Origin of the sequence: Streptomyces sp. CA-288835, from assembly GCF_050936385.1 — a bacterium.
Taxonomy (GTDB): domain Bacteria; phylum Actinomycetota; class Actinomycetes; order Streptomycetales; family Streptomycetaceae; genus Streptomyces.
In genome coordinates this window covers 1,616,065-1,635,194 of record NZ_JBNJMW010000001.1, presented here as the reverse complement: position 1 = coordinate 1,635,194, position 19,130 = coordinate 1,616,065, and the positions used below count along the sequence as shown (strand labels likewise).

The 19,130-nt window shown below is 69.3% G+C and carries 18 protein-coding genes; 4 read left to right on the top strand and 14 right to left on the bottom strand.

The annotated features are described in order from the left end of the window. Positions 1–14: 14 nt before the first annotated feature. From ACQEVY_RS07470 to ACQEVY_RS07460, 3 genes are read right to left on the bottom strand one after another with little or no spacing between them, the layout of a single operon-like run. The gene (locus ACQEVY_RS07470; protein WP_432946087.1) at positions 15–794 is read right to left on the bottom strand and encodes an ABC transporter permease; all 780 of its coding nucleotides are present in this window, start codon (positions 792–794) and stop codon (positions 15–17) included. After that, positions 791–1,564, bottom strand: a complete 774-nt coding sequence (locus ACQEVY_RS07465) for an ABC transporter permease (RefSeq protein ID WP_432946085.1) — start codon at positions 1,562–1,564, stop codon at positions 791–793. Before ACQEVY_RS07465 ends, ACQEVY_RS07470 begins: the two co-directional genes overlap by 4 nt. Then, complete coding sequence (locus ACQEVY_RS07460; RefSeq protein WP_432946083.1) at positions 1,561–2,529, bottom strand: ABC transporter substrate-binding protein; 969 nt, start codon at positions 2,527–2,529, stop codon at positions 1,561–1,563. Before ACQEVY_RS07460 ends, ACQEVY_RS07465 begins: the two co-directional genes overlap by 4 nt. A gap of 209 nt (positions 2,530–2,738) precedes the next feature. Between ACQEVY_RS07460 and ACQEVY_RS07455 the strand changes: the two genes are divergently transcribed. Continuing rightward, the gene (locus ACQEVY_RS07455; protein ID WP_432946081.1) at positions 2,739–3,563 is read left to right on the top strand and encodes an IclR family transcriptional regulator domain-containing protein; all 825 of its coding nucleotides are present in this window, start codon (positions 2,739–2,741) and stop codon (positions 3,561–3,563) included. On the opposite strand, the gene ACQEVY_RS07450 is transcribed toward ACQEVY_RS07455, so the two are convergent. From ACQEVY_RS07450 to ACQEVY_RS07430, 5 genes are all read right to left on the bottom strand, one after another. Further along, a complete protein-coding gene (locus ACQEVY_RS07450; RefSeq protein ID WP_432946079.1) occupies positions 3,514–4,458 on the bottom strand; it encodes a PDR/VanB family oxidoreductase in 945 nt (314 codons plus the stop codon). The two genes, ACQEVY_RS07455 and ACQEVY_RS07450, sit on opposite strands and share 50 nt — an antisense overlap. Next, positions 4,455–4,655 carry a hypothetical protein gene (locus ACQEVY_RS07445; protein WP_432946077.1) on the bottom strand — a complete coding sequence of 67 codons (201 nt, stop codon included), beginning with the start codon at positions 4,653–4,655 and terminating at the stop codon, positions 4,455–4,457. The genes ACQEVY_RS07450 and ACQEVY_RS07445 overlap by 4 nt, the downstream gene beginning before the upstream one ends. After that, complete coding sequence (locus ACQEVY_RS07440; RefSeq protein WP_432946075.1) at positions 4,652–5,722, bottom strand: Rieske 2Fe-2S domain-containing protein; 1,071 nt, start codon at positions 5,720–5,722, stop codon at positions 4,652–4,654. The genes ACQEVY_RS07445 and ACQEVY_RS07440 overlap by 4 nt, the downstream gene beginning before the upstream one ends. 201 nt (positions 5,723–5,923) lie before the next feature. After that, positions 5,924–6,691 carry an SDR family NAD(P)-dependent oxidoreductase gene (locus tag ACQEVY_RS07435; RefSeq protein WP_432946073.1) on the bottom strand — a complete coding sequence of 256 codons (768 nt, stop codon included), beginning with the start codon at positions 6,689–6,691 and terminating at the stop codon, positions 5,924–5,926. 64 nt (positions 6,692–6,755) lie between these two features. Next, positions 6,756–7,307, bottom strand: a complete 552-nt coding sequence (locus ACQEVY_RS07430; protein ID WP_432946071.1) for a cyclophilin-like fold protein — start codon at positions 7,305–7,307, stop codon at positions 6,756–6,758. Positions 7,308–7,477: 170 nt separating this feature from the next. On the opposite strand from ACQEVY_RS07430, the gene ACQEVY_RS07425 reads away from it, so the two are divergent. Beyond that, positions 7,478–8,359: a helix-turn-helix domain-containing protein gene (locus ACQEVY_RS07425; protein WP_432946069.1), complete on the top strand. Its 882-nt coding sequence runs from the start codon at positions 7,478–7,480 to the stop codon at positions 8,357–8,359. 33 nt (positions 8,360–8,392) lie between these two features. Here the strand turns inward: ACQEVY_RS07425 and ACQEVY_RS07420 are convergent, their stop codons facing one another. From ACQEVY_RS07420 to ACQEVY_RS07395, 6 genes are all read right to left on the bottom strand, one after another. Further along, complete coding sequence (locus ACQEVY_RS07420; RefSeq protein ID WP_432946067.1) at positions 8,393–9,136, bottom strand: HAD family hydrolase; 744 nt, start codon at positions 9,134–9,136, stop codon at positions 8,393–8,395. Beyond that, positions 9,133–9,942, bottom strand: a complete 810-nt coding sequence (locus ACQEVY_RS07415; RefSeq protein ID WP_432946065.1) for a DeoR/GlpR family DNA-binding transcription regulator — start codon at positions 9,940–9,942, stop codon at positions 9,133–9,135. Before ACQEVY_RS07415 ends, ACQEVY_RS07420 begins: the two co-directional genes overlap by 4 nt. 131 nt (positions 9,943–10,073) lie before the next feature. Next, positions 10,074–11,108, bottom strand: a complete 1,035-nt coding sequence (locus ACQEVY_RS07410; protein ID WP_432946063.1) for a zinc-dependent alcohol dehydrogenase — start codon at positions 11,106–11,108, stop codon at positions 10,074–10,076. Positions 11,109–11,213: 105 nt separating this feature from the next. Beyond that, a complete protein-coding gene (locus tag ACQEVY_RS07405; RefSeq protein WP_432946061.1) occupies positions 11,214–12,095 on the bottom strand; it encodes a carbohydrate ABC transporter permease in 882 nt (293 codons plus the stop codon). Continuing rightward, positions 12,092–13,054, bottom strand: coding sequence for a carbohydrate ABC transporter permease (locus ACQEVY_RS07400; protein ID WP_432946059.1), 963 nt, complete (start codon positions 13,052–13,054; stop codon positions 12,092–12,094). The genes ACQEVY_RS07405 and ACQEVY_RS07400 overlap by 4 nt, the downstream gene beginning before the upstream one ends. An 86-nt stretch (positions 13,055–13,140) precedes the next feature. After that, entirely contained in the window at positions 13,141–14,490 is a 1,350-nt protein-coding gene (locus ACQEVY_RS07395; protein WP_432946057.1) for an ABC transporter substrate-binding protein, read from the bottom strand. 396 nt (positions 14,491–14,886) lie between these two features. Here ACQEVY_RS07395 and ACQEVY_RS07390 point away from each other — a divergent pair, with 396 nt between their 5' ends. Together ACQEVY_RS07390 and ACQEVY_RS07385 are read left to right on the top strand one after the other, a co-directional pair. Next, on the top strand, positions 14,887–16,053 hold the full coding sequence (locus ACQEVY_RS07390) for an alpha-hydroxy-acid oxidizing protein (RefSeq protein WP_432946055.1): 1,167 nt from the start codon (positions 14,887–14,889) through the stop codon (positions 16,051–16,053). A gap of 251 nt (positions 16,054–16,304) precedes the next feature. Next, the gene (locus ACQEVY_RS07385) at positions 16,305–18,974 is read left to right on the top strand and encodes a discoidin domain-containing protein (RefSeq protein WP_432946053.1); all 2,670 of its coding nucleotides are present in this window, start codon (positions 16,305–16,307) and stop codon (positions 18,972–18,974) included. Positions 18,975–19,130 lie beyond the last annotated feature (156 nt).

The window sequence follows — 19,130 nt, the reverse complement described above, 5'->3', positions numbered from 1 at the left end:
CCCTTTCGCAAGCGTCACGACGACCGCCGGGAGGTGTCGCGCAGACCGTGGTACCAGCCGAGCACCTGTCGCTCGACCAGTCGGAAGAGGACGGAGAGAACGAAGCCCAGGAGGCCGAGCAGCAGGATGCCGGTCCACATGTCGGGGATGGCGAAGTTGCGCTGGAACTGGACGATGGTGAAGCCGAGCCCGTTGCTGGCGGCGAACATCTCGCTGATGACCATCAGGATGATGCCGATGGACAGCGCCTGCCGCAGGCCCGCGAAGATCTGCGGGCTCGCCGACCGCAGGACCACGTGCCGCAGCCGTGCGGCGCCCGTGATGCCGTACGAGCGAGCCGTCTCCGACATCACCGAGTCCACCGCCCGCACGCCCTCGACCGTGTTCAGCAGGACCGGCCACACACAGCCGCTCGCGATCACGGCGATCTTCATCGTGTCGCCGATGCCCGCGAACAGCATGATGACCGGCACGAGCACGGGCGGCGGCACCGCCCGCAGAAACTCCAGAACCGGTTCGCACACGGCCCGGACGCGGCGGTACGAGCCGATGACCGTGCCCAGCGCGACACCGACCACGGCCGCCGCCGTGTAGCCGGCCAGCAGGCGCAGCAGACTGGGCAGGACGTCGTCGCGCAGCCGCTCGCCCGTCCATACGTCCGGGAACGTGGTGAGGATGGTGCGCAGCGGCGGCCAGTACACGTCGGTGCTGCTGTCGGAGGCGAACCACCAGGCGATCACCAGGATCAGGGGCAGCGCGAGGACGAAGAACAGCCGCAGGGCGAGGCTTTTCACACCGCCACCTCCCCGCGTACCGACTGGTGCCAGGCCAGCGCGCGGCGCTCCACCGTGCGCGCGCCCACGTTGATCAGCAGACCGAGCACGCCGGTGACGACCACCAGCGCGTACATGTCCGGCACCGCCTGTGAGCTCTGGGCGACGGCGATGCGCCGGCCCAAGCCCGGGGCGCCTATGACCAGTTCGGCGGTCACCGCGAGGATGAGGGCGACCGCGGCGGCCAGCCGGACACCCGTCATGATGTACGGCAGGGCCGTGGGCCACAGGACGTGGCGGACCCGGGCCCAGGTGCCCAGGCCGTACGAGCGGGCCGTCTCGTCGGCGACCGGGTCGACGTCCTGGACGCCGTACAGCGTCTGGATCAGCACCTGCCAGAACGAGGCGTACACCACCAGCAGGAGCACTGACTGCAGCTCCGTGCCGTAGAGCAGCACCGCGAGAGGGATCAGTGCGACCGACGGGATCGGGCGCAGGAACTCGATCGTGGAGGCGGTCGCCTCGCGCAGGTACGGCGTGACCGCGATCAGCACGCCCGCGAGAATCCCGGCGGTCACCGCGATCGCGAGGCCCAGTGCCCAGCCGGTGAGCGTGTCCCCGAGCGCGGTCCAGAAGGCCTGGTCGCCGAGTTCGGTGACCAGCGCGTCGGCGATGCGGGTGACCGGGGGGAAGTAGTCCTCGGAGACGATGCCGGTCCGCGGGACCGCCTCGCACAGGACGAGGAAGCCCGCGAACCCGGCCGTGCCCAGCAGGGCGGTTTCGGCTTTCACGGCAGCAGCGCGTCCAGGTCGGGGTCTTCCTTCAACTGACCGTCCTGCTTTGCCAGTTCGGCCAGCCGCTCGATGGAGGCGCGGTTCGGCTCGGCCGGCCAGTGGGGGAGGGTCAGCTTCTCCAGCAGGGTCGGCGGGATCTTCGTGTACGTGGCGACGATCTCGCGGACCTCGTCCGGGTGGCTGTCGGCGTACTTGAGGGACTCGGCGGTCGCCTCCTGGAACTTCTTCACCAGCTCCGGGTTCTGCTTCGCGTACTGCTGCGAAGTGAAGTACATGGCCACGGTGAGGTTCGGGTCCACGTCGTAGAAGCTCGCCGCGATGGCTGTGCCGCCCGCTTCCTTGACGGTGGAGAGTGCGGGCTCCGGCGTGCAGGCGGCGTCGACCTGGTCGCCCTCCAGCGCGGCGGGCATCTGGTCGAAGGGCATCTCGACGAACTTGAGCTTGGAGGGGTCGCCGCCGTCCTTGCGGACCGATTCCTTGATCGAGGTGTCGCAGATGTTGTTCAGCGAGTTGACCGCGACCTTCTTGCCCTCCAACTGCTTGGGGGACTTGATCGGGCTGCCCTTCTTCACCGTGGTGCCCATGAAGTCGGCACCTTCCTCGGCGGTGGAGGCGACACCGTTCGCCACGACCTTGACGGGCACCTTCTTGGACTGGGCGACCAGCAGGGACGTCGTATTGCTGAAGCCGAACTGGAACTCGTTGTTGAGGACACCGGGCACGATCGCGGCCCCGCCCTGAGCGGGCGTCAGCTCCAGCTTGAGACCGCGCTTCTCGTAGAAGCCCTTCTTCTGGCCCAAGTAGACGGGGGCGACGTCCAGGATGGGAATGATCCCGACCTTGACGGTGGTGGTGCCGTCGGCCGCGGTGTCACCGGCCGAATCGCTGGAATTGGACGAGCCACAGGCCGACGCGGTGACGAACACCGCTGAGACCGTCAGGCCGATGAGCAGACGACGCATGACTCCCCCTAATGGGACAGTGCCGGGAAGGCGGGCTGTGCGCACACCGCACAGTAGTGCTCAGGCGCGAACGTAGAACGCCTGCATCAAGATGGTCAATGCTTGTGACGTGCGAGTCGTTGACAGTTGCCGAAGCGTGCTCCTAGCGTGCGCACAGCGCACCCTCGTGCGTACAGAACGCACGCCCGTGCGTCCTCGTGGAGGCGATCATGCCCGCTGAAGCCCGCGCCCCGCACTTCGTGCAGTCCTTCGAGCGCGGCCTCGCGGTCATCCGCGCCTTCGACGCCGAACATCCGGAACTGACCCTGAGCGACGTGGCCCGCTCCTGCGAGCTGACCCGCGCCGCCGCCCGCCGCTTCCTGCTCACGCTCGTCGACCTGGGTTACGTCCACACGGACGGGCGGATGTTCCGGCTCACCCCGCGCGTCCTGGAACTCGGCTACTCGTACCTGTCCAGTTTCACCCTGCCGGAGATCGCCGAGCCCCATCTGGAGCAACTCGTCGCGCAGATACGGGAGTCGTCGTCCCTGTGCGTCCTCGACGGCGACGACATCGTGTACGTCGCCCGGGTCCCCACGCGGCGCATCATGACCGCGACGATCACCGTGGGCACCCGCTTCCCGGCGCATGTGACGTCGGTCGGCCGGGTGATGCTGGCGCATCTGCCGGAGGAGGAGATCGACGCCCGGCTGTCCCGCGCCGATCTGCGCCCGCTGACCGCCCGCACGCTCGCCTCGGCCGGGGCGCTGCGCGCCGAACTGCGCCGGGTACGACGTCAGGGGTACGCGATCGTCGACCAGGAACTGGAGGAGGGGCTGCGCTCGGTCGCCGTCCCGGTGCGTGACCGGGACGGCGAGGTCGTGGCGGCCGTGAACGTTCCCGTGCACGCCGCCCGCAACTCGGTCGAGTCCGTACGCCGTGACCTGCTGCCTCCGCTGCTGGCCACGGTCGCCCGGATCGAGGCCGACCTGCGGGTCACCGGGCTCACAGGTCCAGCACGAGACGCTTCCCGGCACACCGGGACACACAGATGAGCATGGTCTCGCCGGCCTCCCGCTCCTCGTCGGTGAGGACGGAGTCACGGTGGTCGGGGGTGCCCTCGATGACGTCGGTCTCGCAGGTTCCGCAGGTGCCCTCGGTGCAGGAGTAGAGCACCTCGACGCCGGCGGCTCGTACGGTGTCGAGCACGGACACGTCCGCGGGAACGGTCAGGGTATGCCCCGACCGCTCGAGCACCACCTCGAACTCGGTGTTCTCGCCTGTCTCTTGGACCTTCGGCTCGAAGCGCTCGACATGCAGCGCCCCCTTCGGCCACACCCCGCACCGCTCCTCGACCGCGTCAAGGAGCGGGCCGGGGCCGCAGCAGTAGACGAGCGTGTCCGGGGCCGGGTCGGCGAGCGCCGCGTCGAGGTCCAGCAGTCCCGTCTCGTCCTGCGGAGCGATCCGTACCTTGTCGCCGTAGCGCGCCAACTCCTCGGTGAACGCCATGGAGTTGCGGGTGCGGCCGCCGTACAGCAGCGTCCACTCGGCGCCCGCCGCCTCGGCCGCGGCCAGCATCGGCAGGATCGGGGTGATGCCGATGCCGCCCGCGATGAAGCGGTAGCGGGGGGCGTCGGCCAGGGCGAAGTGGTTGCGCGGGCCGCGTACGCGGACCTTGTCGCCCGCCGTCAACTGCTCGTGCACATGGGCGGATCCGCCGCGGCCATCGGGCTCCCGGAGCACCGCGATCCGCCATGTGTGCCGGTCGGCCGGGTCGCCGCACAGGGAGTACTGCCGCTCCAGGTCAGGGGCGAGCAGCACATCGATGTGCGCGCCCGGCTCCCAGGCGGGGAGTTCCTCGCCCAGCGGATGGCGGAGGCTGAGGGCGAGCACGCCGTCGGCCGCCACGTCCCGGCGGTCGACGACGAGTTCGGCTTCGTACGGGGTCATGAGCCGTTTCCTTGCGAGGCGGTGGCTGGGGAGACCTTGCCCTGCGGGGCGTGGCCGTCGGGGTGGCCGAGCATCCACTCCCACATCGCGATCGGGTCCTGGGCGGTCTGCTCGGCGCCGCAGTGGCAGGTGCCGTGCAGGACGTCGGTGCCCGGGAGCCAGTCGATGCGGTAGATCTCGCCGGTGGGACTGCTCACTGAACCTTCTCCATGGGCTTGTCGCCCTCCTCGACCAGCCGGGCGAGGATACGGCGGGCGGCCAGGCCGCCGGTGTCGATGTTGATGCTCAGCTCCTGGTAGCCGTGGCGCTCGGTGCCGAGGGTCTTCTGCAGCAGGTTGAGGGCGGTGACGTCCTGCATGACGACCGTGCGGTTGTTGCCCGCCAGGAACTCGGTGACCTCGTCGTCCTCCGTCGCCCAGTCGCGCGAGACCGCCCAGAAGTCGTACACCTTGCCGTCGCCGGACGGCGTGATGCAGTACGTGATCTCGGTGTGGAAGCCGTTCGGGTCGCTGCCGTCGGCCTCGGGCACCACGCCGACGGGGGCGATGCGGCTGTGCAGCAGGTACAGGCACGGGGCGTGGTACTCGATGTCCTGCCAGCGGGTGATACGGCCCTCGATGCCGGTGGACTTGGCGTAGAACGGCGGGCATTCGGCGTCGTCCATGTGCCGGCTCACCCGCACGATGCCCGCGCCCTCGTCGACCTCGGTGGTGATCGGCGTCTCGGCGACCTCAGGGGTGCCGATGTATCCGCCGTGGAGGTACGTCTCGTGGGAGAGGTCGAGGAGGTTGTCGACGAGGAGGCCGTAGTCGGCGTCGATCGGCTCCATGCCGCGGACGGTGGTCCAGCCGGGGGAGTCGAGGTGCTTCGCCCGCGGGATGGTCTGCGGGTCGGCGAGGGCCGGGTCGCCGATCCACACCCAGATCAGGGAGTCCTGCTCGACGACGGGGTACGAGGCGACGCGCGCGGTCCGCGGCACCCGCTTCTGCCCGGGCACGTACACACAGGTGCCGGTGGTGTCGTACGTGAAGCCGTGGTAGCCGCACACGATCTTGTCGCCGTCGAGCCGGGTCGGGGCCTCGGACAACGGGTAGCGGCGGTGCACACACCGGTCGTGCAGGACGACGGGCGTCCCGTCCTCCTCGGTGCGATAGAAGACGAGCGGCTCACCGAGGATCGTACGGCCGAGGAGTTCGCGGCTGACCTCCTCGGAGTAGGCGGCGACGTACCACTGGTTCCTGGCGAAAGCGGTCATATGAGGCATGGGCGGTCCCGTCCCTGTCGGCGGGGCGCCGTCGCCCCGCGTGCCGTGGTTGGACTCAGAGTCGTGATGGCCACGGTAGGCGCGCAAGGCGGCTTCTGTCAGGCGGAAGTGCTTCCGTGAAAGGGCTGGTCAGGGCGCTGGTCGCATATGCCTCGATGACCGACGCCGGTGGAGTCGGCGCCCGCTCGGTGACGGGTCGCCTCAGCGGGCGACGTAGCCGCCGTCGACGGGGAGGGCGACGCCGACGACGAAGCTGGCTCCGGGGCTGCACAGCCACAGGACGGCCTGGGCGATCTCCTCGGCGGTGCCGAGGCGGTTGATGGGTTGGTTGGCTTCGGCCTCGGCGAGGTCGAGCTCGCCCTTGGCGATCATGTCGCTGACCATGGGGGTGTTGATGGTGCCGGGGCAGACGGCGTTGACACGGATACCTCGCGGTGCGTACTCGAGGGCCGTACTGCTGGTCAGGCCGATCACCCCGTGCTTGGAGGCGTGGTAGGCGGCGCGGCCGGGGAGGCCGACCAGGCCGCCGAGCGAGGAGCAGTTGACGATGGCGCCGCCGCCCTGGGCGCGCATGTGTCGCAGCTCGTGCTTCATACAGGCCCAAACGCCGCGGAGGTTGATGGCGTTGACGCGGTCGAAGCGTTCGGCGGGTTCGTCGGCGGCGTCGCTGGCCGGGATCTGGATGCCGGCGTTGTTGTAGGCCATGTCGAGTCGGCCGAAGGTCTCGACCGTGCGGTCGACCGCGGCGGCGACCTGCTCCTCGTCGCTGACGTCGCAGGCGAGGGCGAGGACTCGGTGGCCGTTGCCGGTGAGTTCCTTCGCGGCGGCGTTCAGGGCGGCTTCGTCGATGTCGGTGAGGGCGACGGCGGCTCCGGACTCGGCGAAGGCGCGGGCGGTGGCCAGGCCCATGCCGGAGCCGGCTCCGGTGACGAGGGCTACCTGGCCGGTGAAGTCGTAGGCGGGGTTCATCGTGCGTCCTTCGCGGTCGGCTCGGTGATGCGGCAGATTGCGGCAGATCAAAGGCGGGTTCGATTCAGGGGGCGGGCTCGATGGTGACCGGGACCTCGTCCGCGGCGGCCAGTTGCTCGGTGGCGCTGTCGGGCAGGTGGCCCAGGATGATCAGGCCGTCGGCGTAGGGGGCGTCGCGGTAGTACGTGACGAGTTGGCCCCAGGGCGCGTAGTAGGCGAGGTCGCCGATGCGGGGGTCGGCTCCATGCGGGGCGCCGGAGGTGGACAGGGGGCGGGGCAGGTCGGCGATCTTCTCGGCCTGGTGGAAGTCGGTGAGGGTCAGTTCGAGGGGCAGCTGGTCGGCCAAGTCCCTGGCGGTGGCGCTGTCGTTGAGAGTGACCTCGACCGGGGTGCCGTCGATGGTGATCCGGATGTTCATGGCGTTCCTGCCGGAGGCGGTGGACGGGGCGGGGGCGGTCGTCGCCCGCTCCGGTGCGGAGGACGCCGTCGTCTGCTGCGGAGGTGCCGAGGACGGGGAGGAGTCCTGGGTGCAGGCGGTCGCGGAGAGCAGCAGCGCGGCGGTTGCGGCGGCGCGGGCGAGGACGGAGCCGGCGCCGACCCATGCGAAAGTGGCCACGGTGGTGCTTCCTTCTGTACGAGGGTGGGAACCGCAACCGGGACCCGGGAACGGCTGCTGGTAATCCAGCCTCACCCGCGAGCGCAGGCGGGAAAAGCGGAGGGATCTGTCCCGGGAGAGATACATCCTGGGAGGAAACTCTCCCCTCTTCCCCGGGTGCGATCGATGGAATGCTGGGAAGCATGACCAGCAACGTCCCCCTCAATGAGCTGGGAGAATTCCTCAAGAAGCGCCGCTCGGAGCTGAGCCCGCGCACGGTAGGTCTCCCGGAGACGGGCGGACCCCGCCGGGTGGCCGGGCTACGCCGTGAGGAGGTCGCCCAGCTCGCCTCGATCAGCACGGACTACTACACCCGGCTCGAGCAGGGCCGTATGCAGGCGTCCGCTCCCGTGCTGGACACCCTCGCCCGCGTACTGCACCTCGACGACGACGAGCGCGGCTACCTCTTCCAGCTCGCGGGCAAGATCACCACCCGCCCCCGGCGCCAGGGCAGGCAGAAGGTCCAGCCGCAGCTGCAACGCGTGCTGGACGATCTCACCGCCACCCCGGCCATCGTGCAGGGGCGGCGCGGCGACATCCTGGCCTGGAACGCGCTGGCGGCCGCGCTGGTCACCGACTTCTCCCAAATCCCGGAGAAGCACCGCAACTACCCGCGGCTCATCTTCACCGATCCGGCGATGCGCAGCCTCTACGCGGACTGGAAGGGCTCGGCGCAGATCGCCGTGGCCCAGCTGCGGATGGAGGCGGCGAAGTATCCCCAGGAGCCGCGGCTGATCGAGCTGGTCGGTGAACTATCCACGCGGGACCAGCAGTTCGCCCAGTGGTGGGGCGAACACAAGGTCGTGGCCCGCACCGTGGGCACCAAGACCCTCAACCATCCGGTCGTCGGAGAGCTCGTACTGGACTGGGACACCCTCACCGCCAACACCGACCCCGACCAGCACCTCACCGTCTGGACCGCCGCCCCCGGTTCTCCCACCCACGAGCGGCTGCGCATCCTCGCCTTCTGGGCCGCCGACCAGAACATGGCGGCCTCTTCTGCCCCGCGCTGACCGTTGTTGTACGTAGCGCAGAAGCGCTTGCGATCAGCGCGAGGCCACCAGCCGGAGCGTGTCCGCCAGGCCGCGGTCCCCGGTGCGGTGCTCGGCCGGGAGGATGTACGTCCGCAGGCCGCAGGCGGTCGCGCCCCCGTCGCGTACGGGATTGTCGCCGACCATGAGCGTGGCCCGGGGGTCGGCGCCCAGGTCGGCGCACGCCTTCAGGAACAGCTGCGGGTCAGGCTTCTCGCGGCCCTGCTCGTAGGAGATGACGCAGGTGTCGAAGAGGGGCTCCAGGCCGTGGTGGGTGAGGTGGACGCGCAGGTCCCAGGCGAAGTCGCTGACGATGCCGATGCGCAAGCCGCGGTCGCGCAGGGCGCGCAGCACCGGTTCGGTGTCGGGGTACGGGATCCAGGCATCCGGCGCGGTCAGTTCCCGGTAGGCCACCTCCTCCACGCCGCGCAGGAAGTCCACCTGCTCCCACCAGCCCTGCATCGCGCGGCGGTGTTGTTCGGGGGAGAGGTCCCGGCCCTGCTGGAGGGCGACGACGGTGGGCAACTGGAAAGCGGTGCGCAGCTGTTGGGAGATCTCGGTCAGGGCGCCGGGCTCGTCCAGCGTGGCGAGGCGGCCGGATGCGGTGCCGACTCGCCGCAGCAATGTCTCCAGGTCGATCATCTGGAAGATGGTGTTGCTGAAGTCGAACAGCACGGCTTCGACGGCTGGCACGGGTGCGGCCATCTCGGCGTCGGTGGGGCGGTAGGCGCTGGGCGTTTCGAACAGGGTCTGTATCACGGGAGGGGCTGCTCTTCGGGGGTGACGGTCTCGACGGGGACTCCGAGGTCTCGGAGGGCCGCGAGCTCTGGTTCGGGGGTGCCGGTGTCGGTGATGACGGTGTGGTAGTCGGCCGCGGTGCCATAGGCGTACGTGGCGGTCTTGCCGAATTTCGAGTGGTCCACCAGGAGCAGGGCCTGTTCGGCGGAGGCGAGCATGGCCAGCTTGACCTCGACGTAGTCGTTCAGCGGGTGGAAGAGGCGGCCTTCCAGGACGGCGGTGGCGGACATCAGGGCGAGGTCGGCGCGGAGTTGGGACAGGGCGCGGGTGACGGCCGGTCCGGTGCAGGAGTTGAAGTCGCCGTGGTAGCGCCCGCCGAGCAGGGTGATGCTCACGCCGGGGGCGGAGCCGAGGCGTTGGGCCAGGCCGACGGAGTTGGTGACGACGTGGAGCTGGTCCAGCCGGGCCAGTGCCGGAACCAGCGGGAACAGCGTGGTCGAGTCGTCCATGAGCAGGGTGCTGCCGGGCCTGATCCGGTCGGCGGCGGCCGCGCACAGGGCGTGCTTGGCGTCGAGGGCGCTGTGTTCCCGGAAGCGGGTCGCGGTCTCCATGGTGAGGGCGGGGAAGGGGACGGCGCGTCCGCGCTCCTTGCGCAGTAGGTGGCGCCCGGCGAGGTCGTCCAGGTCCCGGTGCATCGTCATCAGGCTGACGTCGAAGTGCCGGGCGAGGTCGTCGATGCGGGTCTCGCCCTGTTCGGCGACGTAACGCAGGACGGCCTGCCGACGCTCCTCGACGGCGGCCTGCGACGGTCGCGTACGGGCGGTCACTGCGCCCCTCCTTCCGGGTGACTCCGGTCTCGCAGTTTCGCATACGGGCCGCGTGCGGCCGGGGGCCGTCCGGTCCTCGGCCGCCAGGGGGAGCTTGGGCGCCGGCAACGTCGTACGCATGGCATGCACACCTACGGACCGTCCACGGTGACCAGCACCTTGACCTGCTCCGGGTCGACGGAGGCGGCGAACGCCTTGGCGGCGTCCTCGAGCGGGTAGGTGGCGGTGACGATCTCGGCGATGTCGACGGCGCCCGAGGTGATGAGGGACATGGCGGTGCGGTAGTCGGCGGCGGTGTACATCAAGGTGCCCTCGATACGGATCTCCCGGTCCTGGATCAGATCGAGGCGGACCGCGGTGGGACCGGCGGAACCCACGCCCACCACCACGATCTGGCCGCCCTTGGTCACCAGGTCGATGGCCTGCGTCATGGACTGCTCGCGGGCCACGCAGTCGAAGACCACGTCGGCCGGGCCGTCGAGCGCCACGTGGGCCTGGTCGATCAGGTTGGAGGCGTCGGCAGGCAGGGCGGCATCGGCACCGAGGCGCAGCGCCCTGGCGCGCTTGGCCTCCAGCAGGTCGGTGACGACGATCCGGGCGGCGCCCGCGTGCCGGGCGGCGATGAGCGTGAGCAGGCCGATGGGTCCGGCGCCGAGGACGACGACCGTACGGCCCGTAAGGTCACCGGCCTTGGCCACGGCGTGCACGGGAGTGGCCAGCGGCTCGACGAGGGCGGCCTGGAGGTCGGTCATGCCGTCGGGGACGCGGTGGACGCGGTCGGCCGGGATGGTGAACAAGTCGCCCATGGCGCCGGGTGTCTGGCAGCCGAAGACCTTCAGTTCCCGGCAGATGTTGTAGCGGCCGGAGCGGCACTGAGCGCACCGGCCGCAGTACAGGTTCGGTTCGATGATCACCCGGTCGCCGGGGGCGAAGTCCTCGGCCCCCTTCCCCGCCTCGGCGACGACGCCGACCGCCTCGTGGCCGGGGCGGTAGGGCAGGTCGATGAAGGGGTGGTGGCCGGCCGCGGCATGGGTGTCGGAGCCGCACACGCCGACGACCGTGGTGCGCACCAGGAGTTCGTCGTCGCCGGGGACGGGGGCGGGCACGTGCTCGATGGTGATGTCGGCGAGGGAGCGGACGAGGACGCGGCGGATCTGGTCGGTCATGGGGGAGGGGTCCGTTCGGTCGGGGTGTTCAGGCGGCGGCGAAGAAGTCCGCGGCGCCGGGGGCGTCCTGGATGGCGGTGGCGATGAAGTCCGGGGCGGCGGCCGTCACTTGACCGCTCCCAGGGACAATCCGCGTACGAGTTTGTCCTGGGCGGCGAAACCGGCGATGAGGACCGGCAGGGAGACGAGCGTGGCCGCCGCGCACAGCCGGGCCAGGAACAGGCCCTCGTTGGTGATGAAGCCGACGAGGAACACCGGCGCGGGGGACGCCTGGGTCGCGGTGAGGTTGACCGCGAACATGAACTCGTTCCAGCTGAAGATGAAGCAGATCAGCGAGGTGGCCGCGAGCCCCGGCATGGCGACCGGCGCGACGACCCGCAGCAGCACGGTGAGCAGCCCGGCGCCGTCGACCTCGGCGGCCTCCAGGATCTCCTTGGGCACCTCGGCGAGGAACGAGCGCATCATCCACACGGCGATCGGCAGGTTCATCGCGGTGTAGAGCAGGACGAGCGTCCAGATGTTGTCCAGCATGCCGATGTCCTTGACGATCATGTAGATCGGCAGCAGCGCCGCGATGAGCGGCAGGAACTTCGTGGACAGGAAGAAGAACATCACATCCGTCCACTTCTCGACCGGCTTGATGGACAGCGCGTACGCCGCCGGGACCGCCAGGGCGAGGACCAGCAGCGTGGAAAAGACGCTCGCCATGGCCGAGTTGAGCAGATACGGGGTGATGTCCCGCTCCAGCAGGAGCGAGAACTGGTCCAGCGTGATCGGCGCGAGGAGGTTGGGCGGGTTGGTCGCAGCGTCGGCCTCCTGGTGGAAGGCGGTGAGCACCATCCAGGCCACCGGGGCGAAGAAGGCCAGGGTGGCCAGCCAGGCGACGAAGGTCCACAGGGGAGACAGACGCGGGGCCTGTCCGGGGTCGTCGTCCCGCTTCCGGCGGCGGGGACGTCGTACGACGGTCGCGGTTGCCTGGGCGCTCATCGGGACGTCTCCTCACGGAACAGGGAGGCGACGACTCGCAGGGCGAAGGTGGCGATGACGATCGAGCCGATCACCACGACGACGCCGGCGGCCGCGGCCTGGCCGTACTCGAACTTGCGGAACATGGTCAGGTAGATCTCGTAGGGCAGGTTCGTGGTCTGGGAGCCGGGCCCGCCCTGGGTGATGGTGAAGACCGCGTCGAAGGTCTGCACGACGAAGATGGAGCCGAGCACGATCCCGAGCTCGATGTACTGCCGCAGGTGCGGCAGCGTGATGTGCCGGAAGGTCTGCACGGCTGAGGCCCCGTCGACCCGGGCGGCCTCCAGGACGTCACCGGGCTGGGCCTGCAGACCGGCCAGCAGGATGAGCATCATGAACGGCGTCCACTGCCACACCAGCGCGATCACCAGGGCCGGCATGGGGAAGGTGGAGATCCAGTCGACGGTGGGGCCGTTGTCCGCCCCGAACAGGCGGTATACGGCGTTGAGGGTGCCGTTGAGGAGCCCGTAGTCGGGGTTGTAGATCGCGTGCTTCCACAGCAGCGCGGCGGCGACCGGCATCACCAGGAACGGGGCGATGAGCAGGGTGCGCGCCAGGCCCCGGCCGCGGAACCGGCGGTCGAGCAGCAGGGCCAGACCGAGGCCGAGCAGCACGCTGAGTACGACGACGGACGCGGTGAGGACGCCTGTGTTGAGGACCGCGTGCCGCAGCCGGTCGTCGGTGAAGACGAGCGTGTAGTTGGACAGGCCGGTGAAACGGCGCTCGTCAGGGCGCAGGATGTTCCACTGGAACGTGGAGATCACCAGTGTGGCCACGAACGGCAGCTGCGTGACGACGATCGTGAAGATCAGCGCGGGCAGCAGCGGGAAGCGCCGCCGCCATTTGTTGAGAGCCGTGGACTTCGTCCGGCGGACGGGTGGCCGTGTGGTCGGTTTGGGGAGATCGGTGAGCGTGGTCATGGGCGTGCTTTCCTCCGCGGTCGGCGGATGGGGGCGTGCGGGGACGGCGCCCCGGCCGACCGGGTGGCCGGCCGGGGATGGGCGGCTCACTTGTAGTTCTTGGCGACGTCCTCGGCGAGCTTCTGGCCGTCGTTGAGGGCCTTGTCCACGCTGGTCTTGCCGGCGATCGCGGCGGAGATCTCCTGGGTCACCTTGGTGCCGAGGTCCTGGAACTCGGGGATGGCGACGAACTGGATGCCCACGGTGGGCCGCGGCTGCGTGCCGGGGTTGGCCGGGTCGGCCTGTTGGATGGACTTCAGGGTGATGTCACCGAAGGAGGCGGAAGCCTTCTTGTACGCGGGAATCTCATACGTGCTGGCCCGCTTCCCCGCGGGCACCCGCGGCCAGCCCAGCTCTTCGCCCACGAGCTGCTCGTACTCCTTGCTGGACGCCCACAGCATGAACTTCGAGGCGGCGTCGGCCTTCTTGGTCGTCTTCGGCATCGCCCACGCCCAGGCCCACAGCCAGCCGCTGCTGTCGGTCTTCATCGTGGGTGCGTACGCGTAGCCGATTTTGCCGGCGGCCTTGCTGCTCTTCGGGTCCTCCAGTGACCCGGCCGCGCTGGTGGCGTCGTACCACATGGCGACCTTGCCCTGGCTCATCCCGTTGAGGCACTCGGTGAACCCGGCCTGCGGCGCCCCCGCCTCACCGTGCTTGCGCACCAGGTCGACGTAGAACTTCGTCGCCTCCTTGAAGCCACCGGTGTTGACCTGGGCCTTCCAGTCCTTGGTGAACCAGGTGCCACCAAAGGTGTTCACCATGCTGGTCAGCGGCGCACCGAGCTCGCCCCATCCGGGCAGGCCACGCAGACAGATCCCCTTCATCCCCGGCTGGGCGCCGTCGGCCTTGGCGGCGAGGTCGGCGACCTGCTGCCAGGTCGGGTGCTCGGGCATCGTCAGGCCCTTCTCGGCGAAGACGTCCTTGCGGTACATCAGGAAGGACGACTCGCCGTAGAACGGCAGGCCGTAGAGCTTGCCGTCCGAGCCGGACAGCGACTGGACCATGGGCTTGAGCAGGTCGGCCTTGTCGAAGCTCTTGTCCTTGTCGGCGTACGAGCCGAGCTCGGTCAGCCAGCCGTTCTTCTCCCAGATGGGCACCTCGTACGCGCCGATGGTGGCGACGTCGTACTGACCGGCCTGGGTGGCGATGTCCTGGGTGACCTTGTCGCGCAGCTCGTTCTCGGGCAGCACCGTGAAGTTGACCTTGATGCCGGTGTCCTTCGTGAAGCTGTCCTTCGTCAGCTTCGCGATGTCCTCCATCTGCGGGTTGCCGACCATCAGCACGTTGATGCTGTCGCCTCCGGCGGAGGAACCGCCGGCTCCGGCTCCGGAACACGAGGTGGCGAGGAGGGCGGTGGCGGCGGCGCCGGCGATGAGGGCGTATCTGGTCGAGCGCATGTGTCGGGGACCTCTCGTGCGGGTTGAGCGGAAAACGGCGTAGGGGCGGGGGCTCGCGTGGAGGGCTCCGCGCGGCACGCGTGCGGAACAGCGGCTCGCTCATCGGGGGTGAGCCCCGTTGCGACCTCGACAGAAGCCCGGCCAAGAAGGGGTGGGTGCGGCCCTGGGGTGTGGGGCGCGGTATCGATGCCAGGAATTATTAGCAGGAGATGAGGCGTTTGTTAACACATAGTGCGAGAAAAATTATGTGGATCTATCGCTAACGGGCATCGGTGACGAGGGTGCGACCATGGTCCGCGTGCGGAATTCCCGCGATCTCCTGACCTCCGGCTGCGGGTCGTACAACCTGGCACGAGCACGTCACCCTGCTGATCTACGCGATGTGAAGGGCAACCCATGAAGCAGTCGTTCGGCTCGTACCAGGACGAGATTTACCTCAACGGACTGGTGGGGGCGCTGTCGCCTTTCCCTATGAGCCATGGGGAGTTGGAGGCGAAGGCTCAGGCCGCGATGTCGTCCTCGGTGTGGTCGTACGTCGCCGGAGGCGCCGGGGACGAGCGGACTCAGCGGGCCAATGTCGAGGCTTTCGAGCGCTGGGGGCTCATCCCGAGAATGTTCGTCGGTGCTGCCGAGCGTGATCTATCGGTGGAGCTCTTCGGGATGACGTGGCCGTCACCGGTGTTCATGGCCCCGGTCGGGGTCATCGGCTTGTGCGCCCAGGACGGGCACGGCGACCTGGCCACCGCACGGGCCGCGGCCCGCACCGGAGTGCCGATGGTCGCCTCCACCCTTTCCGTCGACCCCATGGAGCAGGTCGTCCCCGAACTCGGCGACACGCCAGGCCTGTTCCAGCTGTACACGCCGAAGGACCGGGAGCTGGCGGAAAGCCTCGTTCGCCGGGCCGAGGCGGCCGGGTTCAAGGGCATCGTCGTCACCCTGGACACATGGGTCCCCGGCTGGCGTCCGCGCGATCTGGCCAGCGGTAACTTCCCCCAGCTGCGCGGGCATTGCCTGTCGAACTACACCTCCGACCCGGTCTTCCGCTCCCGGTTGGCCCGCACACCGGAGGAGGATCCCCAAGCGGTCGTACTGCAGTGGGTCCAGGTCTTCGGCCACCCCCTGACCTGGGACGACCTGTCATGGCTCCGCTCGCTCACCGACCTGCCACTGATCGTCAAGGGCATCTGCCACCCCGAGGACGCCCGGCGCGCCAAGGACGGCGGCGTGGACGGCATCTACTGCTCCAACCACGGCGGCCGGCAGTCCAACGGCGGCCTCCCCGCCCTTCAGGCACTTCCCGCTGTTGTCGAGGCCGCCGACGGGCTGCCGGTCTTGTTCGACTCCGGCGTCCGCAGCGGGGCCGACATCGTCAAGGCCATCGCCCTCGGCGCCACCGCCGTCGGCATCGGCCGGCCCTACGCCTACGGCCTCGCCCTCGGCGGCACCGCCGGCATCGTGCACGTGCTGCGCTCACTGCTCGCCGAAGCCGACCTGATCATGGGCGTCGACGGCTATCCCACCCTCGGCCACCTCACTCCGGAAGCTCTCCAGCGCGTCATGTGAGACGAGACGCTCGCGGGCCGATACATCGGAGCTTTCGCGAAGGGGCTTGGGGGTGGCGAACACCGAGATGCCTGCCAATCCGGCAATTTCGGCCAAGATGTGTCGCCTCTCCAGGCCCGATACGGTCCGAACCGTTGACGTCATCGGATGAATCTTCTACGTTTCCGTCGCGACCACACCTCGCGAAAAGCGTCGCAGCCATCGCGCTCGGTGTGAGCCACTCCGAACCCCCCACTCCCCGGAGGCAGTTCATGAGAACCGCGCTCAGACAGCTGTCCCTCCTCGCCGCCTTAGCCGTACTACTCGTGCTGCCCTCGCCGACCGCTGTCGCGGACGCGGACGTGCCCGGACGCGCGTACCACGTCGCCCCCGCAGGCGCCGACACCGCGAGCGGTACCGCCGCCCGGCCGCTGCGTACCATCGGCGCCTGCCTCTCCCGCGTCCGCCCCGGCGACACCTGCCTCGTCCACCGCGGCACCTACCGGGAACAGGTCACACCCCCGTCCGGCACCAAGGACGCCCCGGTCACCATCGCCGCGTACGGCGACGGCCCGGTGACCGTCGACGGGACCGAGCGCGTGACCGGGTGGCGGGACGCCGGCGGCGGACTGGTCGCCGCCGAGACCGAGCTTCCGCCCGACCCTGACTTCAACGCGGTGTTCCTGGACAACGACCGTGCCGCCGAAGGCCGTTGGCCCAACTCCGGAGCCGACTGGCTGAACATCACCTGGGCCGAGGCGGACGCCACCTCCACCGACCAGCACATCGACGACACCGACCTGCCCGACGCCGACTGGACCGGCGCCACCGTGCACCTGTGGGCGGGCTCCAACCCCTGGGCCCAGCAGACCGGCACCGTCACCGCCAACGCGCCCAGCAAGCTGGACTTCAAGGGCGGCAATTACCGCTGTCCGCCGCTGTGCATGGGCAACCAGAACTACCGCAACTACTACCTCGTGGGCTCGAAGGCCGCCCTGGACCAGCCGGGGGAGTGGTACTACGACGAGTCCGCGCACCGCCTCTACATGGTGCCCCCGAAGGACGGCATGGCCGGGCACACGGTGACCGCCAAGCACCGGCTCTGGGGCGTCGACCTGAGCGACAGCTCGTACGTCACCGTCCGCGGTCTGAATCTCTTCGGCACATCGCTGCGAACGGGCAACGACAGTACGGGAGTCACCGTCGATCGCCTGCGCGCCGAGTACATCTCCGAGTTCTCCACGCTCCCCATGCCGCCCGACAGCGATCTCGCGGTCGAGCCCTTCGAAGGACATATCGTCGCCTCCCGGATCCTGGACTCGGGCGTGCAGCTCCTCGGCACCGGCAACACCCTCAAGAACAGCGAGATTTCGCGGTCCGCGGGAGACGGAGTCCTGGTGCGCGGCACCGGCAACACCGTCACCAACAACTACATCCACGACGTCGGCTGGATGGGCAGCTACACCCCCGGCATCGAGATCAACGGCAACGGACACACCGTCACCCACAACACCATCCGCCGCACCGGACGGGCCGCCATCGACACCGCCTGGCAGCTCAACGGCACCGAGTACCACGACAACCGCATCGCCTACAACGACATGTCCGAAGCGATGCGCACCTCACGCGACGGCTCGCCCTTCTACGTCTGCTGCAGCCTGAACGGCTCCGGCAGCTCCATCGACCACAACACCTCGCACGACGCGGACGGCCAGGTCGGCTACTACGTCGACAACTACTCCGGCCACTTCCTGCTGCACCACAACGTCGCCTGGAACACCGGCGCCCGCGGCACCTTCTTCAACGGCCACACCGGCCCGAGCATCGCCAACCGTGACCACAACTCCAGCTACGGCGTGGGCATCGACGGCAACTCGGTGCGGCTCAGCGGCGCGACGGACGCCTCAGGGACGTACATCAGCAACATCATCGGGCCGATGCCGATCAGCGTCAGCCAGACCGGCGACCCGCTGCCGGTGGTCCGCTCCAACCTGATCAGCGACAAGCCCGGATACACCGACGCCGTCAACGGCGAGCTGTGGCTGAAGCCCAACTCGCCCGCCATCGATGCGGGCGAGAAGGTCGACGGCGTCACCACCGACGTCCGGGGCGCGGCTCCCGACCAGGGCGCGTACGAGTACGGCGAGCCGATCTGGTCGACCGGCTGCAACCTGCCGGGGTGTCAGCAGCGGGTGCGGCACGGCAACTGGACCGCGACCGCGAGCGACGGTACCGACGCCTCCGCCGTCACTGACGGGGACATCAACACCCGCTGGACGGCGGCCAGTTCACAAGCGCCGGGCCAGAATCTGACCGTGGACCTCGGCGAGGCCAAGACCTTCGGCCGCCTCTCGCTCGACGCGGGCCGCGACACCAGCGGTCAGCCGTACGGCTTCTCCGTCTCGGTCAGCCGCGACGGCAAGAATTGGGGCGAGCCGCTCGCACGGGTCTCGGGCCGCTCCTTCACCCAGGATGCCGTGTTCCCCCGCCAGACCACCGCCCGCTACATCAAGATCACGCTCACCGAGAGCGGACCGGTGCCGTGGGTCGCCAATGACATCCGGCTGTACGGCGAAGGGCCTGACGCCACGTCGACGCTGCAGGCCGAAAAGGCCACGGCGGTACGGGGCGTGGAGCGCGGCTCCGCTGCCACGGGCGTGCTCGGCTCCGGCGACTGGGTGGGCTACCGCGACGTGAACGTCGACGGCGGACAGCTCACCGTGCGCCGCGCGTCCTCCTGCGCGCGGAACTGCTCGCTCGAGCTGCGCCTGGACGCTCCGGACGGTCCGCTCGCCGCGGTGCTGCCCGTCAAGGGCACGGGCGACTGGCAGGAGCAGTCGGTGCCGCTGAAGCGCAAGGTCACGGGCACGCACGACCTCTACCTCGTCGCACGGGGCGAACGGCAGGTCGCCGCACTGGACTGGCTGACCATCAGACCCTGACCCCCGCGAACATGCTGCCGGGCGGCGGGAATTCGGGTCCCGCCGCCCGGCTTGGCGTGTTCGTCACACGTACCGCCTCCTGTCACACATGCGCCACTGGGCCTTCCCTGACCTTCGGTGCTCTTGGAACACTCAGCCCGCTCAGGTCCCCCGTTT